The 17,578-nt window shown below is 60.6% G+C and carries 17 protein-coding genes and 1 other RNA gene; 14 read left to right on the top strand and 4 right to left on the bottom strand.

The features are described from left to right. The first annotated feature begins 28 nt into the window (after positions 1-28). Entirely contained in the window at positions 29-1,921 is a 1,893-nt protein-coding gene (locus WC529_04025; GenBank protein ID MFA5113449.1) for a PorV/PorQ family protein, read from the top strand. Positions 1,922-2,062: 141 nt separating this feature from the next. Here the strand turns inward: WC529_04025 and WC529_04020 are convergent, their stop codons facing one another. After that, the gene (locus WC529_04020) at positions 2,063-2,401 is read right to left on the bottom strand and encodes a four helix bundle protein (protein MFA5113448.1); all 339 of its coding nucleotides are present in this window, start codon (positions 2,399-2,401) and stop codon (positions 2,063-2,065) included. Between the two features lie 422 nt (positions 2,402-2,823). On the opposite strand from WC529_04020, the gene WC529_04015 reads away from it, so the two are divergent. The 12 genes from WC529_04015 (at position 2,824) to WC529_03960 (ending at position 12,488) form a co-directional block, all read left to right on the top strand. Then, a complete protein-coding gene (locus WC529_04015; protein MFA5113447.1) occupies positions 2,824-4,053 on the top strand; it encodes a hypothetical protein in 1,230 nt (409 codons plus the stop codon). A 12-nt stretch (positions 4,054-4,065) separates the two neighbouring features. Then, positions 4,066-6,378, top strand: a complete 2,313-nt coding sequence (locus tag WC529_04010) for a hypothetical protein (protein MFA5113446.1) — start codon at positions 4,066-4,068, stop codon at positions 6,376-6,378. Between the two features lie 71 nt (positions 6,379-6,449). Beyond that, complete coding sequence (locus tag WC529_04005) at positions 6,450-7,703, top strand: glutamate-5-semialdehyde dehydrogenase (GenBank protein MFA5113445.1); 1,254 nt, start codon at positions 6,450-6,452, stop codon at positions 7,701-7,703. Then, complete coding sequence (gene nadD, locus WC529_04000) at positions 7,700-8,278, top strand: nicotinate-nucleotide adenylyltransferase (protein ID MFA5113444.1); 579 nt, start codon at positions 7,700-7,702, stop codon at positions 8,276-8,278. Before WC529_04005 ends, nadD begins: the two co-directional genes overlap by 4 nt. Then, positions 8,275-9,537, top strand: a complete 1,263-nt coding sequence (locus tag WC529_03995) for a pitrilysin family protein (protein MFA5113443.1) — start codon at positions 8,275-8,277, stop codon at positions 9,535-9,537. Before nadD ends, WC529_03995 begins: the two co-directional genes overlap by 4 nt. Further along, positions 9,531-9,989 (top strand): dUTP diphosphatase, encoded by a 459-nt coding sequence (dut, locus tag WC529_03990; GenBank protein MFA5113442.1) that lies wholly within the window; start codon positions 9,531-9,533, stop codon positions 9,987-9,989. Before WC529_03995 ends, dut begins: the two co-directional genes overlap by 7 nt. Further along, the gene (dapB, locus tag WC529_03985) at positions 9,976-10,638 is read left to right on the top strand and encodes a 4-hydroxy-tetrahydrodipicolinate reductase (protein ID MFA5113441.1); all 663 of its coding nucleotides are present in this window, start codon (positions 9,976-9,978) and stop codon (positions 10,636-10,638) included. Before dut ends, dapB begins: the two co-directional genes overlap by 14 nt. Continuing rightward, complete coding sequence (gene smpB / locus WC529_03980; GenBank protein ID MFA5113440.1) at positions 10,622-11,107, top strand: SsrA-binding protein SmpB; 486 nt, start codon at positions 10,622-10,624, stop codon at positions 11,105-11,107. Before dapB ends, smpB begins: the two co-directional genes overlap by 17 nt. Beyond that, the gene (locus WC529_03975; protein ID MFA5113439.1) at positions 11,082-11,267 is read left to right on the top strand and encodes a hypothetical protein; all 186 of its coding nucleotides are present in this window, start codon (positions 11,082-11,084) and stop codon (positions 11,265-11,267) included. Before smpB ends, WC529_03975 begins: the two co-directional genes overlap by 26 nt. Then, entirely contained in the window at positions 11,264-11,728 is a 465-nt protein-coding gene (locus WC529_03970; GenBank protein ID MFA5113438.1) for a hypothetical protein, read from the top strand. The genes WC529_03975 and WC529_03970 overlap by 4 nt, the downstream gene beginning before the upstream one ends. Then, positions 11,719-12,130: a transfer-messenger RNA gene (gene ssrA / locus WC529_03965) on the top strand. Before WC529_03970 ends, ssrA begins: the two co-directional genes overlap by 10 nt. A gap of 7 nt (positions 12,131-12,137) precedes the next feature. Beyond that, complete coding sequence (locus WC529_03960) at positions 12,138-12,488, top strand: C-GCAxxG-C-C family protein (protein MFA5113437.1); 351 nt, start codon at positions 12,138-12,140, stop codon at positions 12,486-12,488. Here the strand turns inward: WC529_03960 and WC529_03955 are convergent. Further along, on the bottom strand, positions 12,435-13,742 hold the full coding sequence (locus tag WC529_03955; protein MFA5113436.1) for a hypothetical protein: 1,308 nt from the start codon (positions 13,740-13,742) through the stop codon (positions 12,435-12,437). The genes WC529_03960 and WC529_03955 overlap by 54 nt on opposite strands. A gap of 47 nt (positions 13,743-13,789) precedes the next feature. After that, positions 13,790-14,869 (bottom strand): putative glycoside hydrolase, encoded by a 1,080-nt coding sequence (locus WC529_03950; GenBank protein ID MFA5113435.1) that lies wholly within the window; start codon positions 14,867-14,869, stop codon positions 13,790-13,792. 79 nt (positions 14,870-14,948) lie between these two features. Between WC529_03950 and WC529_03945 the strand changes: the two genes are divergently transcribed. Continuing rightward, complete coding sequence (locus WC529_03945; GenBank protein MFA5113434.1) at positions 14,949-15,422, top strand: response regulator; 474 nt, start codon at positions 14,949-14,951, stop codon at positions 15,420-15,422. Here the strand turns inward: WC529_03945 and WC529_03940 are convergent. Then, on the bottom strand, positions 15,403-17,559 hold the full coding sequence (locus WC529_03940; GenBank protein MFA5113433.1) for an ATP-binding protein: 2,157 nt from the start codon (positions 17,557-17,559) through the stop codon (positions 15,403-15,405). The two genes, WC529_03945 and WC529_03940, sit on opposite strands and share 20 nt — an antisense overlap. Positions 17,560-17,578 lie beyond the last annotated feature (19 nt).

Raw genomic sequence — 17,578 nt, 5'->3', positions numbered from 1 at the left:
TTACGATATATATACGGGAATGATAAACATGAAGAAACTTATTGCGCTCATCATCATCGCTCTCTCCGTCGCTACCGCCGCGCTGGCCGAAGGGTACGTTAACGACCCGATGTCGATCGGCGTCGGCGCCCGCGCGCTCGGCATGGGCAAGGCCTATGTCGCCATGGCGGAAGACGGCGACACCATTTTCATGAACCCGGCGGGCCTCGGCCGCATCGCCACCCCCAAACTGTCCAGCATGTACTCGTCGCTGATGGGCGACGTCAGCTACATGGTCGTCGGCGGCGTTTACCCGTACGGCGAGAAAGCGGCCATCGGGGCCGGCTACATCGGCTCCTCGGTCGCGGAGATCCCGCTGACCGACGCGACCGGCGCCTCGCTCGGTTCCGGCCGCTGGGGGAACAACATCATGTTCCTCTCTTACGGTACATATTTAAGCCAGTTCGGGCTCAAGCTGGACCGCGACGTTCTGGTCGGCGGCAGCTTCAAGTATTACAGCGTCGGCGGCGACGGCACCGGCGTCAGCACGGCGGCCGGCTCCGGTTATGATGCCGACGTCGCGGCCCTGGTCCCGGTCACCGAATCGATCATGGTCGGCGTCAACGCCCAGAACATCATCCCCGCTTCCATGGGGGGCAAGATCACCAAGTCGAGCGGCCAGTCGGACAACCTGCCAGCCACGATCAAGCTCGGCACCAAGGTCAACGTCCTGGGCCAGGACGGCACGGCCATTTACGCCAACAACGCCCGCAAGCTCTACGCCCTGGCGGATTACGATTACTTCCCGGGCGGCGCGCGCAACGGCGAGACCCACCTCGGCGTCGAGTTCTGGCCGGTCAATAACCTGGCCCTGCGCGTCGGCAGCGACAACAGCAGCCTGACGGCCGGCGTCGGCGTCAAGGTCTCCGGCGTCTCGTTCGACTACGCTTACCATCCTTATAATGGGATCGGCGACAACACCACCCATTACTTCTCGATCGGGTACCTGGGCGAACCGCGCAAGCGCGAGCTCAAGATCACCCTGACCGAGCCGAAGGACAAACAGGTCATTTACGAAGACCAGGTCCCGGTCAAGGGGAAGGTCGAAGTGATCGAGGGTGACGAAGGGAAACCGACCGGCCCGCTGACGATCAAGGTCAACGGCGCCAACGTCGCCGTCGCTCCGGACGGCTCTTTCTCGGCCGTCGCTCCGGTCAATAACTACGGCAAGAAGCTGGTCCAGGTCGAGGCCTCCGACAGCGCCGGCACCACGGCGTTGATGGAATCCCGGCTGGTCCGCCTCAACTCGTTCGCCGACGTCCCGGATGGTTACTGGGCCAAGTCGCCGATCGAGAACAACGCCACAGTCGGCCTGGTCCAGGGTTACCCCGACGGCAACTTCAAGCCGGAACGGGCGCTGACCCGCGCCGAGCTGGCCACCCTGCTCGTCCGCGCCAAAGGGATCAAGATCCCCGACGGCCGCGCCCGGCAGGCGTTCAAAGACGTGAAGCCCGATTTCTGGGCGGCCAAGTACATCGACATCGCCCAGCGCGAAGGGCTGATCAAGGGTTATCCCGACAAGACCTTCCGCCCGAACAACAAGATCAACAAGGCCGAGGGGATCGCCGTCCTCGTCCGCTTCGACCAGGCCAAGTTAGCCGAAGTCGACAGCAAGCCGTACTGGGACGTCTCCACCAGCCACTGGGCGGCCAAGTACATCCAGGCAGCCAAAGAGAACGGCATGCTCAAGTACGTCGAACGGAACCGCCTGCGGCCGAAAGACGCCCTGGTCCGTTCCGAATCGGTCGAGATGCTCGGCAAGACCAATCTCGCCGGCGGCAAGATCAAGGATCTCTACACCTGGGAAAAAGGCTTCAAGCCAGGCACCGAGACCCAGCCGACGATCCGCGGCGCGGTCGACAACGTCGCTCTCAATCCGTAAACCGAGCCTAGTTTAGTCAAACAAAGGGGGTTGACCTCAGGGTCGCCCCCTTTTTCTTTTCCTCTACGCGTAACATCTCCTCACTACTCACTACTCTCTAGCGCATGCTCTACGCGGTAAGTAGTTAGGAGTAAGGAGTGGCTATCGCTCTTCCAGGCTATCGATCAGACCGGCCAACATGCGGGCGATTTCTTCTGCCTGATCGTAAAGAGAGCGAAAAACATCAGGGCCAATCTTTTTTCTCCTTAATAAGATCTCGATTATCGGTATGCATTCATGCAGCGATCCCCGGCTGATGAAATAGAACTGCTTTTTTTCACGGTAATGGGTGCGCCCGTTGGATTCAGCAATATTAAGCGGAACCGACAAAGCCGCCCTTCGCAATTGGTCTTTAAGCGGCGCGTAAGCCCTGTCTTGGACCTCATCACAGACGAAAATTGCTTTGTCCGCGAAATCAACGCTTTTTTGGTATACCGCCAATTTTTCAAACAAAAACATGGGAATCCTCCTTGTGCATGCCTAGTGCAGTAAATGGTAAGGAGTAAGGAGAAGGAAGATGCTAACGCTCTGTCCCCTCACTCCTATCTATTCACTCCTCACTTCCCCTCCCCAGCAATTCCATTGCCACGCTCACGCTTAATATTGTGTAGTACATTTCGACACTAAAACGAAATTCCTCTTGGTTTTTAACGATAAAAAGGAGTGAGGCTGCCGCCTATAGCCGGTCCGAGAAAACCGCCATGGCAGAGGGTTTACGCGGCCGCTTTACTGGTCTTGTTCGGGGGAAAATAAGCCCAAATTAAGTGAAATTTCCCGGCCAACTGGCCGATATATATATGGAATAGGAGTGGGTATCCGGTGATCCGGGTATCCGGAATGAGAAAATCCAGGAGGAAAAAAAGATGAGCGTTATCGACTATATTTCGAGTATTTTCTGGACCCCGTCCCCGTCCCTTTCGGCCTGCTCGCAGGAAAGCAAGGACGCCACCTCCAAGGCGGTCGTCCCGGCGAACGAGGAGCCGATCGCGCTTGGCCGCGCCGATCTTAACGCGGTGATGGCTTCGATCGATCCGAAGTTGAACGAATGCAGCCTCAAGGAAAAGAACCCCAATCTCTGGCTTGCCGTGGCCAACTACCTGGTCAACAGCAAGTACCAGGCGCTCAAGATCGGCGATACCGTTTTCGGGGCCGCCGGCAACATGTCCGGGGTCGACCTGCAGGTCCGCGACGCCGTCGCCGGCCTCAACGACAACCAGCGGCTCGAGCTGGTCAAGGCGCTCGCCATCGCCCTCAACGCCGCCCACGGCGCCGACGCCGTCCTCTTCAGCAATCTCTCGGCCGCCGACCAGAGCAGCTACAATACCCTCTGCTCTTCCAGCGAACCGAGCGGCCTCGCCTACTGGACCATCGTGTACAGCGAGCCCGGTTATCCGAAAGCGGTCAACCTGAGCGGCGTGACCAAGCAGGGCCTGCTCAAACTGATCGCCGAGATCAAGACCAAGTTCCCGGCCGCCAACGCCGGCTCCATGGCTTGTTCGGCCGAATCGGTCGTCTCCTGCCTCAGCTCCGGCACCATCGACGCCGCGACCCGGCAGCAGATCCTGACCCCTTACTATCCGTTCTCCCAGATCTGTGAAATGACCCCGGCGGGCGGCAAGCAAGGCCAGGAACTGACCATCACCTTTAACGGGTCAATGACCGGCATCCTGGGCGAGAACAACGCTCTGGCCCAAGAGTTCGCCATCGATTTCGGCGCCGGCATCACCCCGACCTACGGGACCCCGGTCACCAGCAACGGCGTAGTCACCTCCCTGCCGGTCACCGTCCAGATCGATAGCGGAGCCGCGGCCGGTTCCCGCAGCGTCCTGATCAAGTTCGGCGAACTCCTCCTGCAGACCCTGCAGAACTTCAGCGTCACCGGCGTCCGGAAACCGCAATGCGCCGACGGCCTCGATAACGACCGCGACGGCAAGATCGACGGCGACGACCCGGATTGTTCCAGCGCGACCGATAACAGCGAAGCGGCACGGGTAATTGAGCCGCCGGTCGGGGAAGACGCTTGTGCCGGCAAGACCAGTGTCATGCTCTCCGGCTGCTGCCGCAATAACCCGTCAGCGGCCAGCTGCCAATAAGGAGGAAAATTGATGTCAGACTTAACTCCATTACAGAGAGCGCAAGTCAAAGCCAGCATGTACCTGATGGATACCATCAGTTACATCGCCAGCGCGATGTCCAATCTCTCCGGCCAAAGCGAGTGCGAGGCCCGCGGCACGAACTGCGACCGGGTCTGGAACGGTAACGATCCGGCCAGGCAGAATTTGCCGACCTATCTCAATCCGCAGGTCCGCCGCCAGCTGCCTGATATTTTCCCGCAGGCGACGGCGTACCAAACACCGAACTCGGTCGCGTCCACCCTGCTGACCGACGACGCTTCCAACACCGACCTGAACGGCGTGCTGCCGACCCTCTCCAGCTCCTCGCTGAGCGCGGAAAGAAAAGGGAAGGCCATCGCCGGCTTCTATCTGCTCGACGTCGTCGGCTACATCGCCAACGCCATGATGGGCCTGGGCGCCGAACCGGAATGCGTCGAAGGGAACGGCATCAGCACGCCCGAGTCGGTTGCCGTTTGCAACAATATCTGGAACGGTAACAACCCGGAAAACAACATCCCGACCCAACTGACCCCGAACGCCCGGGCGGTCCGGACCCTTTTCCGGTTGGCCGCCGCCGCCGACCAGGTCCAGCTCCAGACCCAGCTGGAACAGAGCTATCTGACCGACGTTAACAACAACGTCGACCTCAAGATCGCCCTTTGCAACATCGATCCGACCGAGGCCTGGTGCCCGGCGATCAACGGGGTTTCCCCCGACACGATCACCCGCGGCACGGCGCCGGTCACGGTCGACATGACCATTACCGGCGTTAATTTCCCGGCCAATCCGGTCGTGGAGATCATGCTGGGCGACCAGCTCGACCCGAACCTGACCCCGGTCGCCGGTTCCGTCGTCCTGAGCGAAGACAAAAAGACCATCACCCTGAAGGTCGAGGTTAAACCCGAGGCCGCGATCGACGACCCGGCCACCGCCGAAGTCGAGAACCAGCGGCTGATCCGGGTTGCCAGCGCCACCAACGGCCGCCTGCAGGTGGTCTTCACTTCTTCCCTGCGGGTCCTGGCCCCGGTCGTTGTCCCGCCCCCGGTCGTCACGCTCAACACCAACTGCACCGACGGTCTTGATAACGATCGCGACCACAAGGCCGACGCGGCCGACGAAGATTGCGACGCAGCTAACCCGAACCCGGCCGGCGAATCGACCGCCCTGACCGGCTGGCAGCGCGCCGCCGACGTCGTTTACAACATGCTGCACGGTTCGCTGACCGTTGAAGGGGGACACGTTACCGAACCGTCCGTCCCGCTCGGCCAGGAGCCGGCCGCCGACGCCGAGAACCTTAATGTCACGCTCCGGCTCGGCAACCCGAACGACCTTGACCCGACCAACGACTGGGTCACCATCTTCGGACTGAGCAACCCGCTCGTCAATTGGAGCCAGCGGATCTGGGAGCTGCAGTTCAACCTGCGCGCCCAGTACGAGGGCCGCTACACGCTCGACGCGCCCGACACCAACCTCGGCGCGCTCGACGTCAATATCAATAACCGGCTCCACCTGATCCCGCACGTCCCGGTCGACATTTACGGCGGCTATAATCTGAACGGCGGCGATTATGCCGAGCAGAACCGCTGGTACTTCGACGGGATCACGCACCAGACGACCGGCGGCCTAGCGGCCAACTCCGACTTCGGCACCCGCGGCCTGCTCGGCCGGGTCTACGGCGAATACCGCCAGGCCTGGTTCACCTGGGACGAAGGGGTCCTGCCGGAAGGTTCGTTCAGCGGCCGGAACAACTCGGTCTGGACCGGCGGTTCGCTGACCCTCGACGTTTCCCAATACTCCACCAGCAAGTGGGCCCCCAGCATCACGGCGAACGGCTCCTACAGCCCGTACGCCCGGTTCGCGGTCCCCGAGCTGATGCCGGGCATGGACGCCTACTCTTACGAGGGGGCGACCGGCTGGAGCGCGGGCGGCAATATGCAGTTCAACCTGCTCCAAGTTCCCTGGTACGTCGCCGCCAACTATTCGGCCTTGAGCCGGGAGAACTGGGCGGACCAGCAGAACGTCAGCGGCAGCGTCGGCTTCAACCTGGGCAACTACCGGGGCGGTAAGTTCGACGTCACCGCCGGCTGGAGCGATAACTTCTCGATGCTTTACGGCGGCGAGAACGTTTACGGCAACCTGACCTACACTTTCGATCCCTCCTGGTTCCGCGGCGCCGACGCCTTCTCGGTCACCGGCAGCTGGGGCCAGCTCAACGGCGCCAATTACGGCGGCGCGTCTGCGGGCATCGACATCCTGAAACTGATCGTCCCGACCGAGCAAACGCCTCCGGACAACAACCGGTAAGCGGCGTTTTCCCTGCGGCCTGTTAAGGGCCCGCCTCACGGCGGGCCCTTTTTTTATGCTATAATTTCTCCATGAACTCTTCGGAAGTCGCCCAAAAAGGCCTCGCCGCCCAGCTCGCCGCGCGCCAGCTCGCCGTGACCCCGACGAAAGTGAAAAATTATGCCCTGGAACGGATGGCCGCGGCGCTCGAACAGAACGCCCGGACGATCCTGGCCGCCAATTCGCTTGACCTGGAAGCGGGCGACAAAAAAGGTCTATCCCGGGCGCTGCTCGACCGCCTGGCGCTGGACGGCAAGCGGATCGCCGGGATGATCGAGGGGCTCAACGCCGTCAAGGCGCTCCCCGACCCGGTCGGCGAAGTGCTGGCGGAAGGGAAACGGCCGAACGGCCTGAAGATCAAGAAGGTCCGCGTCCCGCTCGGCGTCATCGGCATCATCTACGAAGCGCGGCCCAACGTCACGGTCGACTCGGCGGCGCTCTGCCTCAAGTCGGGGAACGCGGTCATCCTGCGCGGCGGGAGCGACGCGATCAAATCAAATATCGAGCTGGCCCGGGTCATCTCCGGGGCAGCCCACGACGCCGGCCTGCCCAAAGGGTGCCTCCAGCTGATCGAGAATACCGAGCGAGCGACGGCGGAAGAGCTGATGGCGGCGCGGGAATACGTCGACGTCCTGATCCCGCGCGGCGGCCGGAGCCTGATCCAGTCGGTCGTTAAGAACGCGAAAGTCCCGGTCATCGAGACCGGCGAAGGGAACTGCCACGCGTACGTCGAAAAGAGCGCCGACCTCAAGATGGCAACGGAGATCGTCTATAACGCGAAAGTGTCCCGCCCCTCGGTCTGCAACGCGATCGAGACGCTGCTCATCGATCAGGAAGTAGCGGCGGTATTCATACCGCCACTTTTTGCCAGACTGAAGGAAGCCAAGGTGGAACTCCGCGGCGATGAAGAGGTCAGGAAGATCGATCCAATGGTTAAAGCGGCAACGGAGGAAGACTGGTCAACGGAATTTTTGGCGCTGATCCTGGCGGTTAAGGTCGTCTCCGGCGTTGAGGCGGCGATCGAGCATATCAACAAATACGGGACGAAGCACTCGGAAACGATCGTTACCAAGGATAAGAAAGCGGCAGCCAGGTTCCAGGCGGAGGTCGACGCAGCGGCGGTCTACGTCAACGCTTCCACCCGCTTTACCGACGGGTTTGAGTTCGGCCTGGGAGCCGAGATCGGCATCTCCACCCAAAAACTGCATGCCAGGGGACCAATGGGATTAGCGGAATTGACTTCCTACAAGTACCTGGTGGAAGGGAACGGCCAGGTCCGCGCATGAAACGGATCGGCATCATGGGCGGGACTTTTAACCCGGTGCATAAGGGGCATTTGGCCCTGGCCATGGCCGCTCAGGCGCAATACGCCCTCGATGAAGTCGTGTTTATCCCCTCCGGCAACCCGCCGCACAAGGCGGCCGGCACCGTGATCGACAAGAAATACCGCCTGGCCATGGTCAAGCTGGCCATTAAAGGAAAAAAGCGCTGGTCCGTTTCGCGGCTCGAGGTCGACCGCCCCGGCCTCTCCTACGCGGTCGACACGTTTTCCGCGCTCCGGCAGAAATACGGTCAGCGGGCAAAGCTCTTTTATCTCATGGGGCTTGATTCGCTGAATGAGATCCGCGGCTGGAAAAAGCCGCTCGAGCTTTTTACGCTTTGCGAATTCATTGTCGCCACCCGGCCGGGGACCAGGGGCCGGATATTGCTGAAAGAGACCGACAAAGTCCACTGGCTAAAGCTGAAAGAAGCGGTCTCGGCTTCGGAGGTCCGCCGCCGGCTCAAAGCCGGTAAACCTGTCAGTAAGTTCGTACCGGCAAGGATCGCCGCCTACATCAAGGCGAAAGGACTATACCAATGAACGCTTTACCGAATGCTAATAAGTTTATCCTCCCCAACGGGGTCCGGATCGTGACCGAGGAGATCCCGACCATGCGCTCGATCGCCATGGGGCTGATGTTCAATGTCGGCTCGGGGAACGAGCTCCCCGCCGAGGCCGGCATCTCCCACTTCATCGAGCATCTGATGTTCAAGGGGACGAAAAAGCGCTCCGCGTTCGACATCGCCCACGCCTTAGACGCCGTCGGCGGCAAGATGAATGCCTACACCAGCAAAGAAGTGACCATGTACTACGCCGTCGTCCTCGACCGCCACCTCGACGTCCAGATCGACGTCCTCTGCGACATGATCATGAACTCGGTGTTCGACCCCAAGGAGATGGAGACCGAAAAGGGGGTCATCCTCGAGGAGATCAAGATGTACGAGGATACTCCCGACGAGCTGATCCACGATTACTTCGCCGAACAGATCCTGCACGGCCATCCGCTCGGCGCGCCGACGATCGGCCACGCCGAGGCGATCCGGGCAACCGGGCGCGACGACATCGTCAGCTACGTCAAACGCTTCTACTCGCCCCAGAACCTGATCGTGTCGCTGGCCGGGGCGATCCCGCCGAACGTCATCGAGCTGCTCAAGCCGTACCTGGAAAGTTTTAACGGCGGGCCGGTCCCCCATTTCCAGCCGGAGCCTAAGATCGAGGGGACGCTCGCTCTGAAGTACAAAAAGACCGAGCAGACCCATCTCTGCCTCGGCAGCCGGGGACCGTCGCAGCTGGGTGAAGACCGCTTCGCCTTTGCCGTCCTCGACAATATCCTGGGCGGCAGCATGAGCTCGCGGCTCTTCCAGGAAGTGCGGGAAAAACGGGGGCTCGCCTACTCGATCTACGCCACCACCTCGCCGTTCCGCGATTTCGGCCTGGCTTACACCTACGCCGGCACCAGCAAGGAAAACCTGGCCCAGGTCGTCGACCTGATCCTCCAGCAGTTCCGGCTGATCAAGAAAGAGGGGATCACCAAAGAGGAACTGGCCAAGGGGGTCGAGAACCTGAAGGGGACGACCGTCCTCGGCCTCGAATCGAGTTCCGCCCGAATGGGCTACATCGCCAAATCGGAGCTCTATTACGGGCGGAACGTCACCATCGACGAGCTCTTCGCGAAGATCGATAAAGTGACCAATGATGATATAATTAAGTTAGCCAACCAGTATTTCCGGGACGAGTACCTGACGCTGGCCGTCATCGGCGATCTGGCGGAGCTGCCGTTCAAGGAGATCAAATGTTAAAGGTCCAGGTTAAAGTCTTGCCGCACGGCGCGGGGCTTCCCCTGCCTAAATACATGAGCGAGCACGCGGCGGGGATGGACCTCTACGCCGGGGTGGAAAAGGAACTGGTCATTGCCCCGGGCGATTGGAAGCTGGTGCCGACCGGCCTGGCGATCGCCATCCCCGCTGGTTTTGAGGCGCAGGTCCGGCCGCGTTCCGGCCTGGCGCTGAAACAGGGTGTTTCCGTCCTCAACACGCCGGGTACGGTCGACGCCGATTACCGCGGCGAGGTCGGGGTCATATTAATGAACCACAGCAAGGCCGACCTGGTCATCAAGCGGGGCGACCGGATCGCCCAGATGATCATTAACAAGATCGAGCGGATCGCGTTCGAGGAAGTCGCTGAACTGCCCGCCACCGACCGGGGCGCCGGCGGGTTCGGATCAACAGGGGTGAAACATGGCAAAAATTAAAGTGATCGTGAACGGGGCCAAAGGCAAGATGGGGCAAGAGGCCGTCAAGGCCGTGCAAAACGAGTCCGACCTCGAGCTCGTGGCGCAAACCGACCTGGGCGACGACCTGGCCGGCGCGGTCAAAAAGGCCAAAGCGGAGGTGGTCGTCGATTTTACCCTGCCGAAAGCGGCCATGGGGAATATCCGGACGATCCTGGAAAGCGGGGCGCACGCCGTGGTCGGCACGACCGGCCTGACGGAAGAGAACCTCCACGAGATCAAGATGCTGTGCGAGAACTTCAAGGTCAATTGCCTGGTCGCCCCCAATTTTGCCATCGGCGCCGTTCTGATGATGCGTTTCGCCAAAGAGGCGATCAAGTATATGCCGAGCGCGGAGATCATCGAGTTCCACCACGAAAGCAAAGTGGACAAACCGTCCGGCACCGCCATCAAGACCGGGCATTTAATGGGGAAACAGGTCCCGATCCATTCTGTCCGCCTGCCGGGGCTGGTCGCCCACCAGGAAGTTATTTTCGGCGGCCTGGGACAGACGCTGACCATCCGCCACGACTCGCTGAACCGCGAATCGTTCATGCCCGGCGTGATCATGGCGATCCGCCAGATCAAGGGGCTAAAGGGCCTGGTCTACGGCCTTGAGCAAATACTTTAAGGTCGCGGCCGAGAACCGCAAGGCGCGCTTCGACTACCAGATCATCGAGGTCTTCAAGGCCGGCCTGATCCTGCAGGGGAACGAGGTCAAGTCGATCCGCCTCGGCAACGCCAACCTCAAAGACAGTTTCGCCCGGGCGGACAAAGGGGAGATCTGGCTCCATAATATGCATATAAGCCCCTACTCCGCGGCCGACCAGAACAAGATCGATCCGCTGCGCAAGCGCCAGCTTTTATTGAATAAGCGAGAGCTGGTGAAATTGTCGTCAAAAGCGGCCGAAAAAGGATTGACTCTCGTACCTCTTAAGGTATACTTTGATGGTAATTGGGCAAAGGTTGACCTGGCCCTCGCCAAAGCCAAAAAGAAGTACGAAAAACGTGACACCCTTAGACGTCGAGAAGCTGAAAGAGAAATTGCGAGCGCTTTTAAAGGAAAAGCTCACCGTGGAAAAGATCAGCACAAACCGTAAATATACCGTCGCCGACCTAAACGCCGAAGAGGCCAAAATGGTCCGGGAAGAGATGTTCTCCCTGAAGACCAAGCCGGTCACTCCGGCCGAGGAAGAGAAGATCCAGGCGCTGGCCAAAACGATCTCCAAGACCGTGTTAAAGGAGATGAGAGTGGTATGAGCATCAAGGGACCGGGCGAGCGGCCGTTCACCCCGCCGATCAGCCCGAAAGAGATCAAGCCGCAGAAAGGGCCGGAAGAAAAGCTGGTGCCGCAGCCGGCCGTCAAGGCGCCGCTGCAGCCCGGCATCGGCCGCGGCCCCGAGCTCGACACCCACGCCCTCGCCACCCGGCTCGCCCTTTTGGCGACCGAAGCGAAGGAAAAAGAGCTGAAGTTCGAGGACATCATCGATCGCGTCATCTCCGAGACCGGCATGACCAACGCCCAGGGGGCGCTGGAAGAAGCGAACCGGAAGCTCCAGAAAGAGATCGAGGACGAGATCGTCAAGATCAAGAGCAACAAGGAACTGATGGAAGAGGCCGAGGCCTGGCAGGAGTTCGCCGAGATCCTCGGCCGCATGAACGCCGACCAGGTCGAAGGTTTTCTCGGTCTCCTCAAAGAGACCATCCGCGTGGGGCTGTAAGGGTTTTGACGGGGAGTGTGGCCGCGCGAGTTGCGAGCCGAGGGTGCGATAAGCCTCGTTAAACACGGTCGCCAACGTCCTAAATGCAGACGTAAAAGAAGCACTAGCTGGCGTGCAGTGGGCCTGGACTAATACTTCAGTGCTCGCGCCCGCCGCTGTCGCAGCTTAATTAATTAAGTTGCCCGTCCCTTGAGCTCTCCGGTAAGCTTGAGTCGGACGCTATAATCCGGATCGCCTTTCGGTTTCTCCGGCCGGCCGGGGGGCTAAAAAATAGAACGGATAGCTTAGGGATCTCCTCGTTTCGGGTCAAACCTTAAGCGAACTAAATAATTGAAACTACGCTCGTAGTAGCTCTCGTGTCTACCTTTCCGGACAGGGGTTCGACTCCCCTCAGCTCCACCATTTTTATATGTACGGCAAAAAAGCCCGCGAACATTATATCGGTAAAGGCGGTAAAGGGCGGCTGAACTGCGCGCAGTCGGTCGTCGCCGCTTTCCAGGAGCGCTTCGGCTTCAGCGACGCCGAAGTCGGCAAATATCTTGGTCATGGCAGCGGCAACGCCCCGGGCGGCCTCTGCGGCGCCTACGCCGCGGCCAAGGATATCCTCGCCAAACATTACCCGGATAAAGTCGCGGACCTGGAAAAATTCTTCCTCGAGCAGGCCGGTTCGTTAAACTGCACAGAGATCAGGGGGCAGCGGCAATTATCATGCCTTGGCTGCGTCGAAAAAGCGGCCGAATTTGTCGCGCAGCTCGGCTGAGGTTATCTCCCGCCCGTTGAAGCCGTAGAAAACGTCCGGCGGCGCCACTTTTTGCTCCTGCGCGATCTGCGCCAGGAACTCTATCCAGGCCGGGTCGATATTGCTGGTCGCGAAATTCCGCCGCGAGCCGGCCGCGGCCAGGAGCGTCGTCTCCGCCAGGCAGGTAAAGGTCACGTCGGGCGGCGTGCCGAGCCCGAAATCGAAGTTCGGCTTAAGGCCCGGCACTTTGGCCAGCACCTTCAGGACCGCGATCTCCGGATGCCGGGCCGCCAGCGCCTGGCTGACGTTCGCCGGCTGGGCGTCGTCGATAATGATCATCCCCGGCCGCAATAATTCTTCCCTGATCAGCATCTTATCCGCGTTGGTGACCGAAATAATAATGCCGGCCCGGCTGACCTGCGCCAGGTCGCTCGTCACTTCGACCTCGACCCCTTTGGCCGTCAGCGCCTGGGCGGTCGTTTGCGCCTTACCCAGTTTCATATCCCGGTCGATCAGCAGCAGCCGGTCGGCCCCGTTCTCGCCCAGGATCAGGCTGGCGGCCGCGCCGATCGAGCCGCCGGCGCCGACCACCGCGATCAGTTCGCTCCGGTTGGGAGCGACCAGGCCGGAAACTTTGAGCGCAGTTTGCGCGACAAGCAGCGCGGTATACGCGTGCCCGGTCGTGATGGTCAGGTCGGGAACGTGTTTATTGATCGTTGTGCCGTAACGGGTCAAAGACGGCAGCAGCGCGCCGAGCCCCAGGATCCCGATCCCCAGCTTGTCCGCCAGCCTGGCCAACAGGACCGCGTGCATCGCCGCCCAGCGGCCATCCTCCAGCATCAGGTCGGGCGTTTGCGCCGTGGTGAGAAGTTGGCCGATCAGCGTCTTGCCGTTAACGGGCGAAACGAGCCCTTCGATCGTCGAGAGCCTGGTCGGCGGTAAATAGCGGCAGATCTCCTTGGTCAGGCTTTCCGGCAAGTAGCGGAAGAAAGGATAATGGCGGTAGACGTCGGCCAGGTCGCGCGGGTGGATGCCGAAAGCGAAACTGCCGTAGCGCGGCGCCGCTTTGCCGGGAAGGACCAGGGTCGCGATGTCCTGGCCGAGCCGGAAAAGATGCGCGGCGGTCACGCCGGCGTCGATCACGATCTGCTTTAGACCGGCCTGCTTGGCCACTTGCCAGCGGCGGTCCAGGTCGCTCGCCAGTTCGGCGCGGCTGCGCGGCAGCGCCCGGTACAGATTGGCCGCCGACCATTTCAGCCTGGCAAGAGTAGTCACGACAGTCCCCCCATATAGCCTATTATCGGCGGTTTAACGTCGTGATTTCAGCGTTTCAGCGCGGAAAAGGAGACATCGTAAACGTTGCCGGCGTTCCAGATCAAGAAGTGGTCGACCCCGGCGTCCTTGCAGGCGCGGACCTGTTCCAAAATATAGTTCGGCCCGTAATTGGGCGAGCGCATGTTAAAACCCTGGATCCACGGGACCAGGACCGTGCTTTCGCCGGAGAGGATCTCGAGCGCTTTCTTGACCCCCGTTCCCATGAAGTAATAAGGATAGGAACCGGGATTGGCAAAGCCGTCGTAGCCGCTGTGGAAATGCGACGGGTAAAGCATCGGCGACAGAGTGTCCAGGTACGGCGCCATCCGCTTCAGGTCCTGGCCGAGGATCTCGATATCGTATTCGCTCCGCCAGGCGGTGACGCCGAAAATATCGACCGCCAGCGCGGTGTTGTATTTGGCGACCCGCTGCCGCGCCTCTTTCAGGAACTGGCAGATGATGTCGACCCGGGTCGTTTCGGGCGAGGCGTGCGGATACACGGCGTATTTCGCCGTCCCTTCGGCGGGAAAGCGGATGTAGTCGAACTGGACCTCGTCCACGCCGGAGAGCGCGGCCGATTCGGCGATCAGGCAGTTGTACAGCCGCGCTTCAGCAATGTAGGGGTCGACCCATTTCCCCCCTTTCCGGTCGCGGTAAAGGGCGCCCCCGGCCAGGTGGATCCCGAGGTCGGGCCGGGTCAGAACGAGATGGTCGTCCTTAAAGACGACGAGTCGGGCGGTCACGATAAAACCGTCGCGGTGGAGCTCTTCGGTCAGTTTCGCCAGCCAGGGGCTGACTCTCGCTTTAGTTTCGGGCGTCAATTTTCTCTGCCGCGCCAGTTCCAAAAAATCGCGGCTCAAGATCTCTTTCGCATCGATGACCAGCGTATTGATCCCCGCCTGCTTGCACTGCTCCCTGATCCGGCCGAACTTGACCGGGAGCTGGACCGTGTAGGCGGTCAGGTAGATCCCCTTGTCGGAAGTCCGCTTTTGTTTAGGCAGGACCTCGCCGAGCTTGGCCTGGAAATCAAAGGAGAGCGCGGCAAAGGCCGCCAGCAGCAGAATGACCAGTAAAACCGCTTTTTTCACGCTCCCATTTTAGCACAAAGTTGACGCGGCGTCCTTTTCGTGGGAAAATATGCCCGACCGAACAGAGGAGGGACCCAACATGGCAAAGCCTTTAGTAATGGTCGTCGATGACGAAGTTGACGTCGCCAATGTCATTAACAGCGTGATCCGGGACAGCGGCAAGTACGACGTGCTCACGGCCAATTCCGCCGGGGAAGCGCTCGGGCATCTCGCCAAGAACAAGGTCTTTTTCGGCCTCGGCGGCAACCGGATCCGCTTCATTTTCCTCGACATCAAGATGCCGGAAATGGACGGGCTGACGTTCCTGGGGAAGGTGCGCAAGGAGTTCGGCGAGGATATCGGGGTTTCCATGCTGACCGCCTGGGAAGACGAGGAAAAATGGGACAAAGCCACTTCCGGCTTCGTCGTCAACTACATCAAGAAACCGTTCAAGACCCAGGAGCTGCTGACCACGCTGGACAACTTTTTCGCCGGCAAGGACGCCAAGATGGTGCTGGACACTTTTGAGAAGCACATCGAAAAGCGCGAGGAGTTCAAGCGGCCGAAAGGCTGATCCGGAAAGTCGTCCCCTTCCCCACTTCGCTGGAGACTTTAATATCGCCGCCGTGCTCGCGGACGATCCGGTAAACGATCGACAACCCCAGGCCGACGCCTTCGTGCCGCGTTGAATAGAACGGGTCAAAGATCTTTTCCCTGATCTCTTCCGGTATCCCCTTGCCGGTATCGCTGACCTCCAGGATCACCCGATGGTCTTCGGCCAAAGTCCGCAATCTCAACTGCCCGCCCCCCGGCATCGCCTCGATCGCGTTCTGGATCAGGTTGACGATCACTTCCTGCAGCGCCGTCGGGTCCCCCGGGATCTGCGGGATATTCCCCATCTCCGTCCCGATGGCTACTTGTTCGGCGGTAAAAAGCGGCACGGTCGCGCCGATCAGCTCGTTCAGGTCGACCGGGACTTCGTGCCGCGGCTTTTCTTTGGCCAGGCCGAGCATCCGCTCCACGATCCCGGCGATCCGGTCGATGTGCTTGAGCAGTAGGTCGCGGAACTGCTGGAGATAGGCCAGGTCGCGCGTTTCGTTCGCCAGCCGTTCCGTTTCCCCCCGGATCACGGTCAGCGGGTTCCTGATCTCGTGGGTCACGCCGGCGGTCAGCGTGCCGAGCGACGCAAGCCGCCGCGACCGCTCCAGGTGCCGCTCCGCCTCCTCCAGGTCCGCCTTGATCTTGGCGTACGAATGGGTATGGTCAAGGGCGACCGCCGCCTGGCTAGACAGCGCCTGCAGCAAACGGAGGTCCTCTTCGGTGTACGGGTCTTCGGACAGCTTGGGGCCAAAGACAAAGAGGGCGATCAGCCGCTCTTCGAGCAGGCAGGGAACGATCAGGGCGTGTTCCGGGTGGTGCGGATCAAGCAGGGGGGCGCGCCGGGCGATCAGTTGCGGCACCAGCGGATCTGCCAGGCCGATCCGTTCGCTTTCCGCCTGGGACCGGCTCCCCTGCCGGTCGAACACGACGTAACCGCCCGATTCTTTTTCCGGTTCGGTAAAAGCCTCGGGCAGCATGATCCGCGGCCGGGAAATCTCCATCACGTCGCCGAAAGTCTCGTACAGGACCCGGAGAATGTCGGGCAGGGAAAGTTTCTCGACCACGCGCGAACTGGCGGCGGAGAGCGCCGTATAATAATCGTACTTGCCGCGCAGGAACAATTTTTCTGAAGTTGTCTGCAGGAACAAACGGATCGGCTGGTGCGTCTGGCCGACGATCACGCCGTACAGCACCGTAAAGATCAGGAACAGCGGCTCGATCACCGCGCCGGTCACGGTACGGTACAGGCCGACCAGGAGCAGGTAAAAGGCGCCGTGCAGGAAGATCGCCATCAGCTCGGCCACCGTCCGGCTGATCACGACCGAGATGTCCATCAGCTGGTGCTTGGTGATGGCGTAAGCGGTAAAAGCGATAAAGCTGAGCGAGAACCAGGCCCCCATCCATTCGAGCGCGGAGGTCATGGTCCAGGGAATGATCAGGTTGGTCAGCATGAAGCCGGTGACCGAGAACAGGGCGCCAATGAGGAAATAGAACATCTGCGCCCGCTCCGAGCCCTTGGCCCGGCGGTAGGAATGCCAGAGGCTAACGGCGCCGATCAAGATATAGCCCAGCCCGTAGATCCCGAACAGGTCGTACCCCGGGCCAAAGACCGGCGAGCGGACCCCTTTGGCGATCACCATCTTGCTGATGATCGACTGCGGGGCGGCCAAGACCAGCCCGATCAGCAGCAGCGCCGGCAAGATCGACAGGGCCTGCGCCCAGGGGCGGAAGAACTCCTGCCGCTTGGGGAAGACCATCGTGAAGTAGAAGAGAAAATAGATCATCAGCGCGGCCGGGATAAAAATGTACCAATCCGCCCAGAAAAGCGGCGCCGCCGGGGGAACGTGAATGACCAGGATCGAAAAAAGGTTCCAGATCGCCAGGGAAAAAGAAAAACAACCGAAAGAGACGTTGATCGGCGAACGCGGATTGTTGGCCAGCAGGAAATAGCCGAGATAGAGCTGGGTAATGACCAGGTAAAAGCTGGAAATGACCGGCAGGTCCTGCTGTTTGATAATGAGCCAGAGCGTGCCGAGCGCGGCGGCGGCGATCAGGATCAGGAGCGCCGGGTTAAAAGCCGGCCGGCGCAGTACCGGGCCACTAAGATCCATACTGCGCTATTATAGTACG

The organism is Candidatus Margulisiibacteriota bacterium (assembly GCA_041650855.1).
Lineage (GTDB): Bacteria > Margulisbacteria > WOR-1 > O2-12-FULL-45-9 > XYB2-FULL-48-7 > JALOPZ01.
The sequence above is the reverse complement of the archived record's forward strand: the minus strand, read 5'-3'. Positions and strand labels throughout refer to the sequence as shown.

Coding starts and splice junctions, on each gene's coding strand:
- WC529_04025 (MFA5113449.1), top strand. CDS start 29: ATGAAGAAACTTATTGCGCTCATCATCATCGCTCTCTCCGTCGCTACC.
- WC529_04015 (MFA5113447.1), top strand. CDS start 2,824: ATGAGCGTTATCGACTATATTTCGAGTATTTTCTGGACCCCGTCCCCG.
- WC529_04010 (MFA5113446.1), top strand. CDS start 4,066: ATGTCAGACTTAACTCCATTACAGAGAGCGCAAGTCAAAGCCAGCATG.
- WC529_04005 (MFA5113445.1), top strand. CDS start 6,450: ATGAACTCTTCGGAAGTCGCCCAAAAAGGCCTCGCCGCCCAGCTCGCC.
- nadD (MFA5113444.1), top strand. CDS start 7,700: ATGAAACGGATCGGCATCATGGGCGGGACTTTTAACCCGGTGCATAAG.
- WC529_03995 (MFA5113443.1), top strand. CDS start 8,275: ATGAACGCTTTACCGAATGCTAATAAGTTTATCCTCCCCAACGGGGTC.
- dut (MFA5113442.1), top strand. CDS start 9,531: ATGTTAAAGGTCCAGGTTAAAGTCTTGCCGCACGGCGCGGGGCTTCCC.
- dapB (MFA5113441.1), top strand. CDS start 9,976: ATGGCAAAAATTAAAGTGATCGTGAACGGGGCCAAAGGCAAGATGGGG.
- WC529_03970 (MFA5113438.1), top strand. CDS start 11,264: ATGAGCATCAAGGGACCGGGCGAGCGGCCGTTCACCCCGCCGATCAGC.
- WC529_03960 (MFA5113437.1), top strand. CDS start 12,138: ATGTACGGCAAAAAAGCCCGCGAACATTATATCGGTAAAGGCGGTAAA.
- WC529_03945 (MFA5113434.1), top strand. CDS start 14,949: ATGGCAAAGCCTTTAGTAATGGTCGTCGATGACGAAGTTGACGTCGCC.
- WC529_03940 (MFA5113433.1), bottom strand. CDS start 17,559: ATGGATCTTAGTGGCCCGGTACTGCGCCGGCCGGCTTTTAACCCGGCG.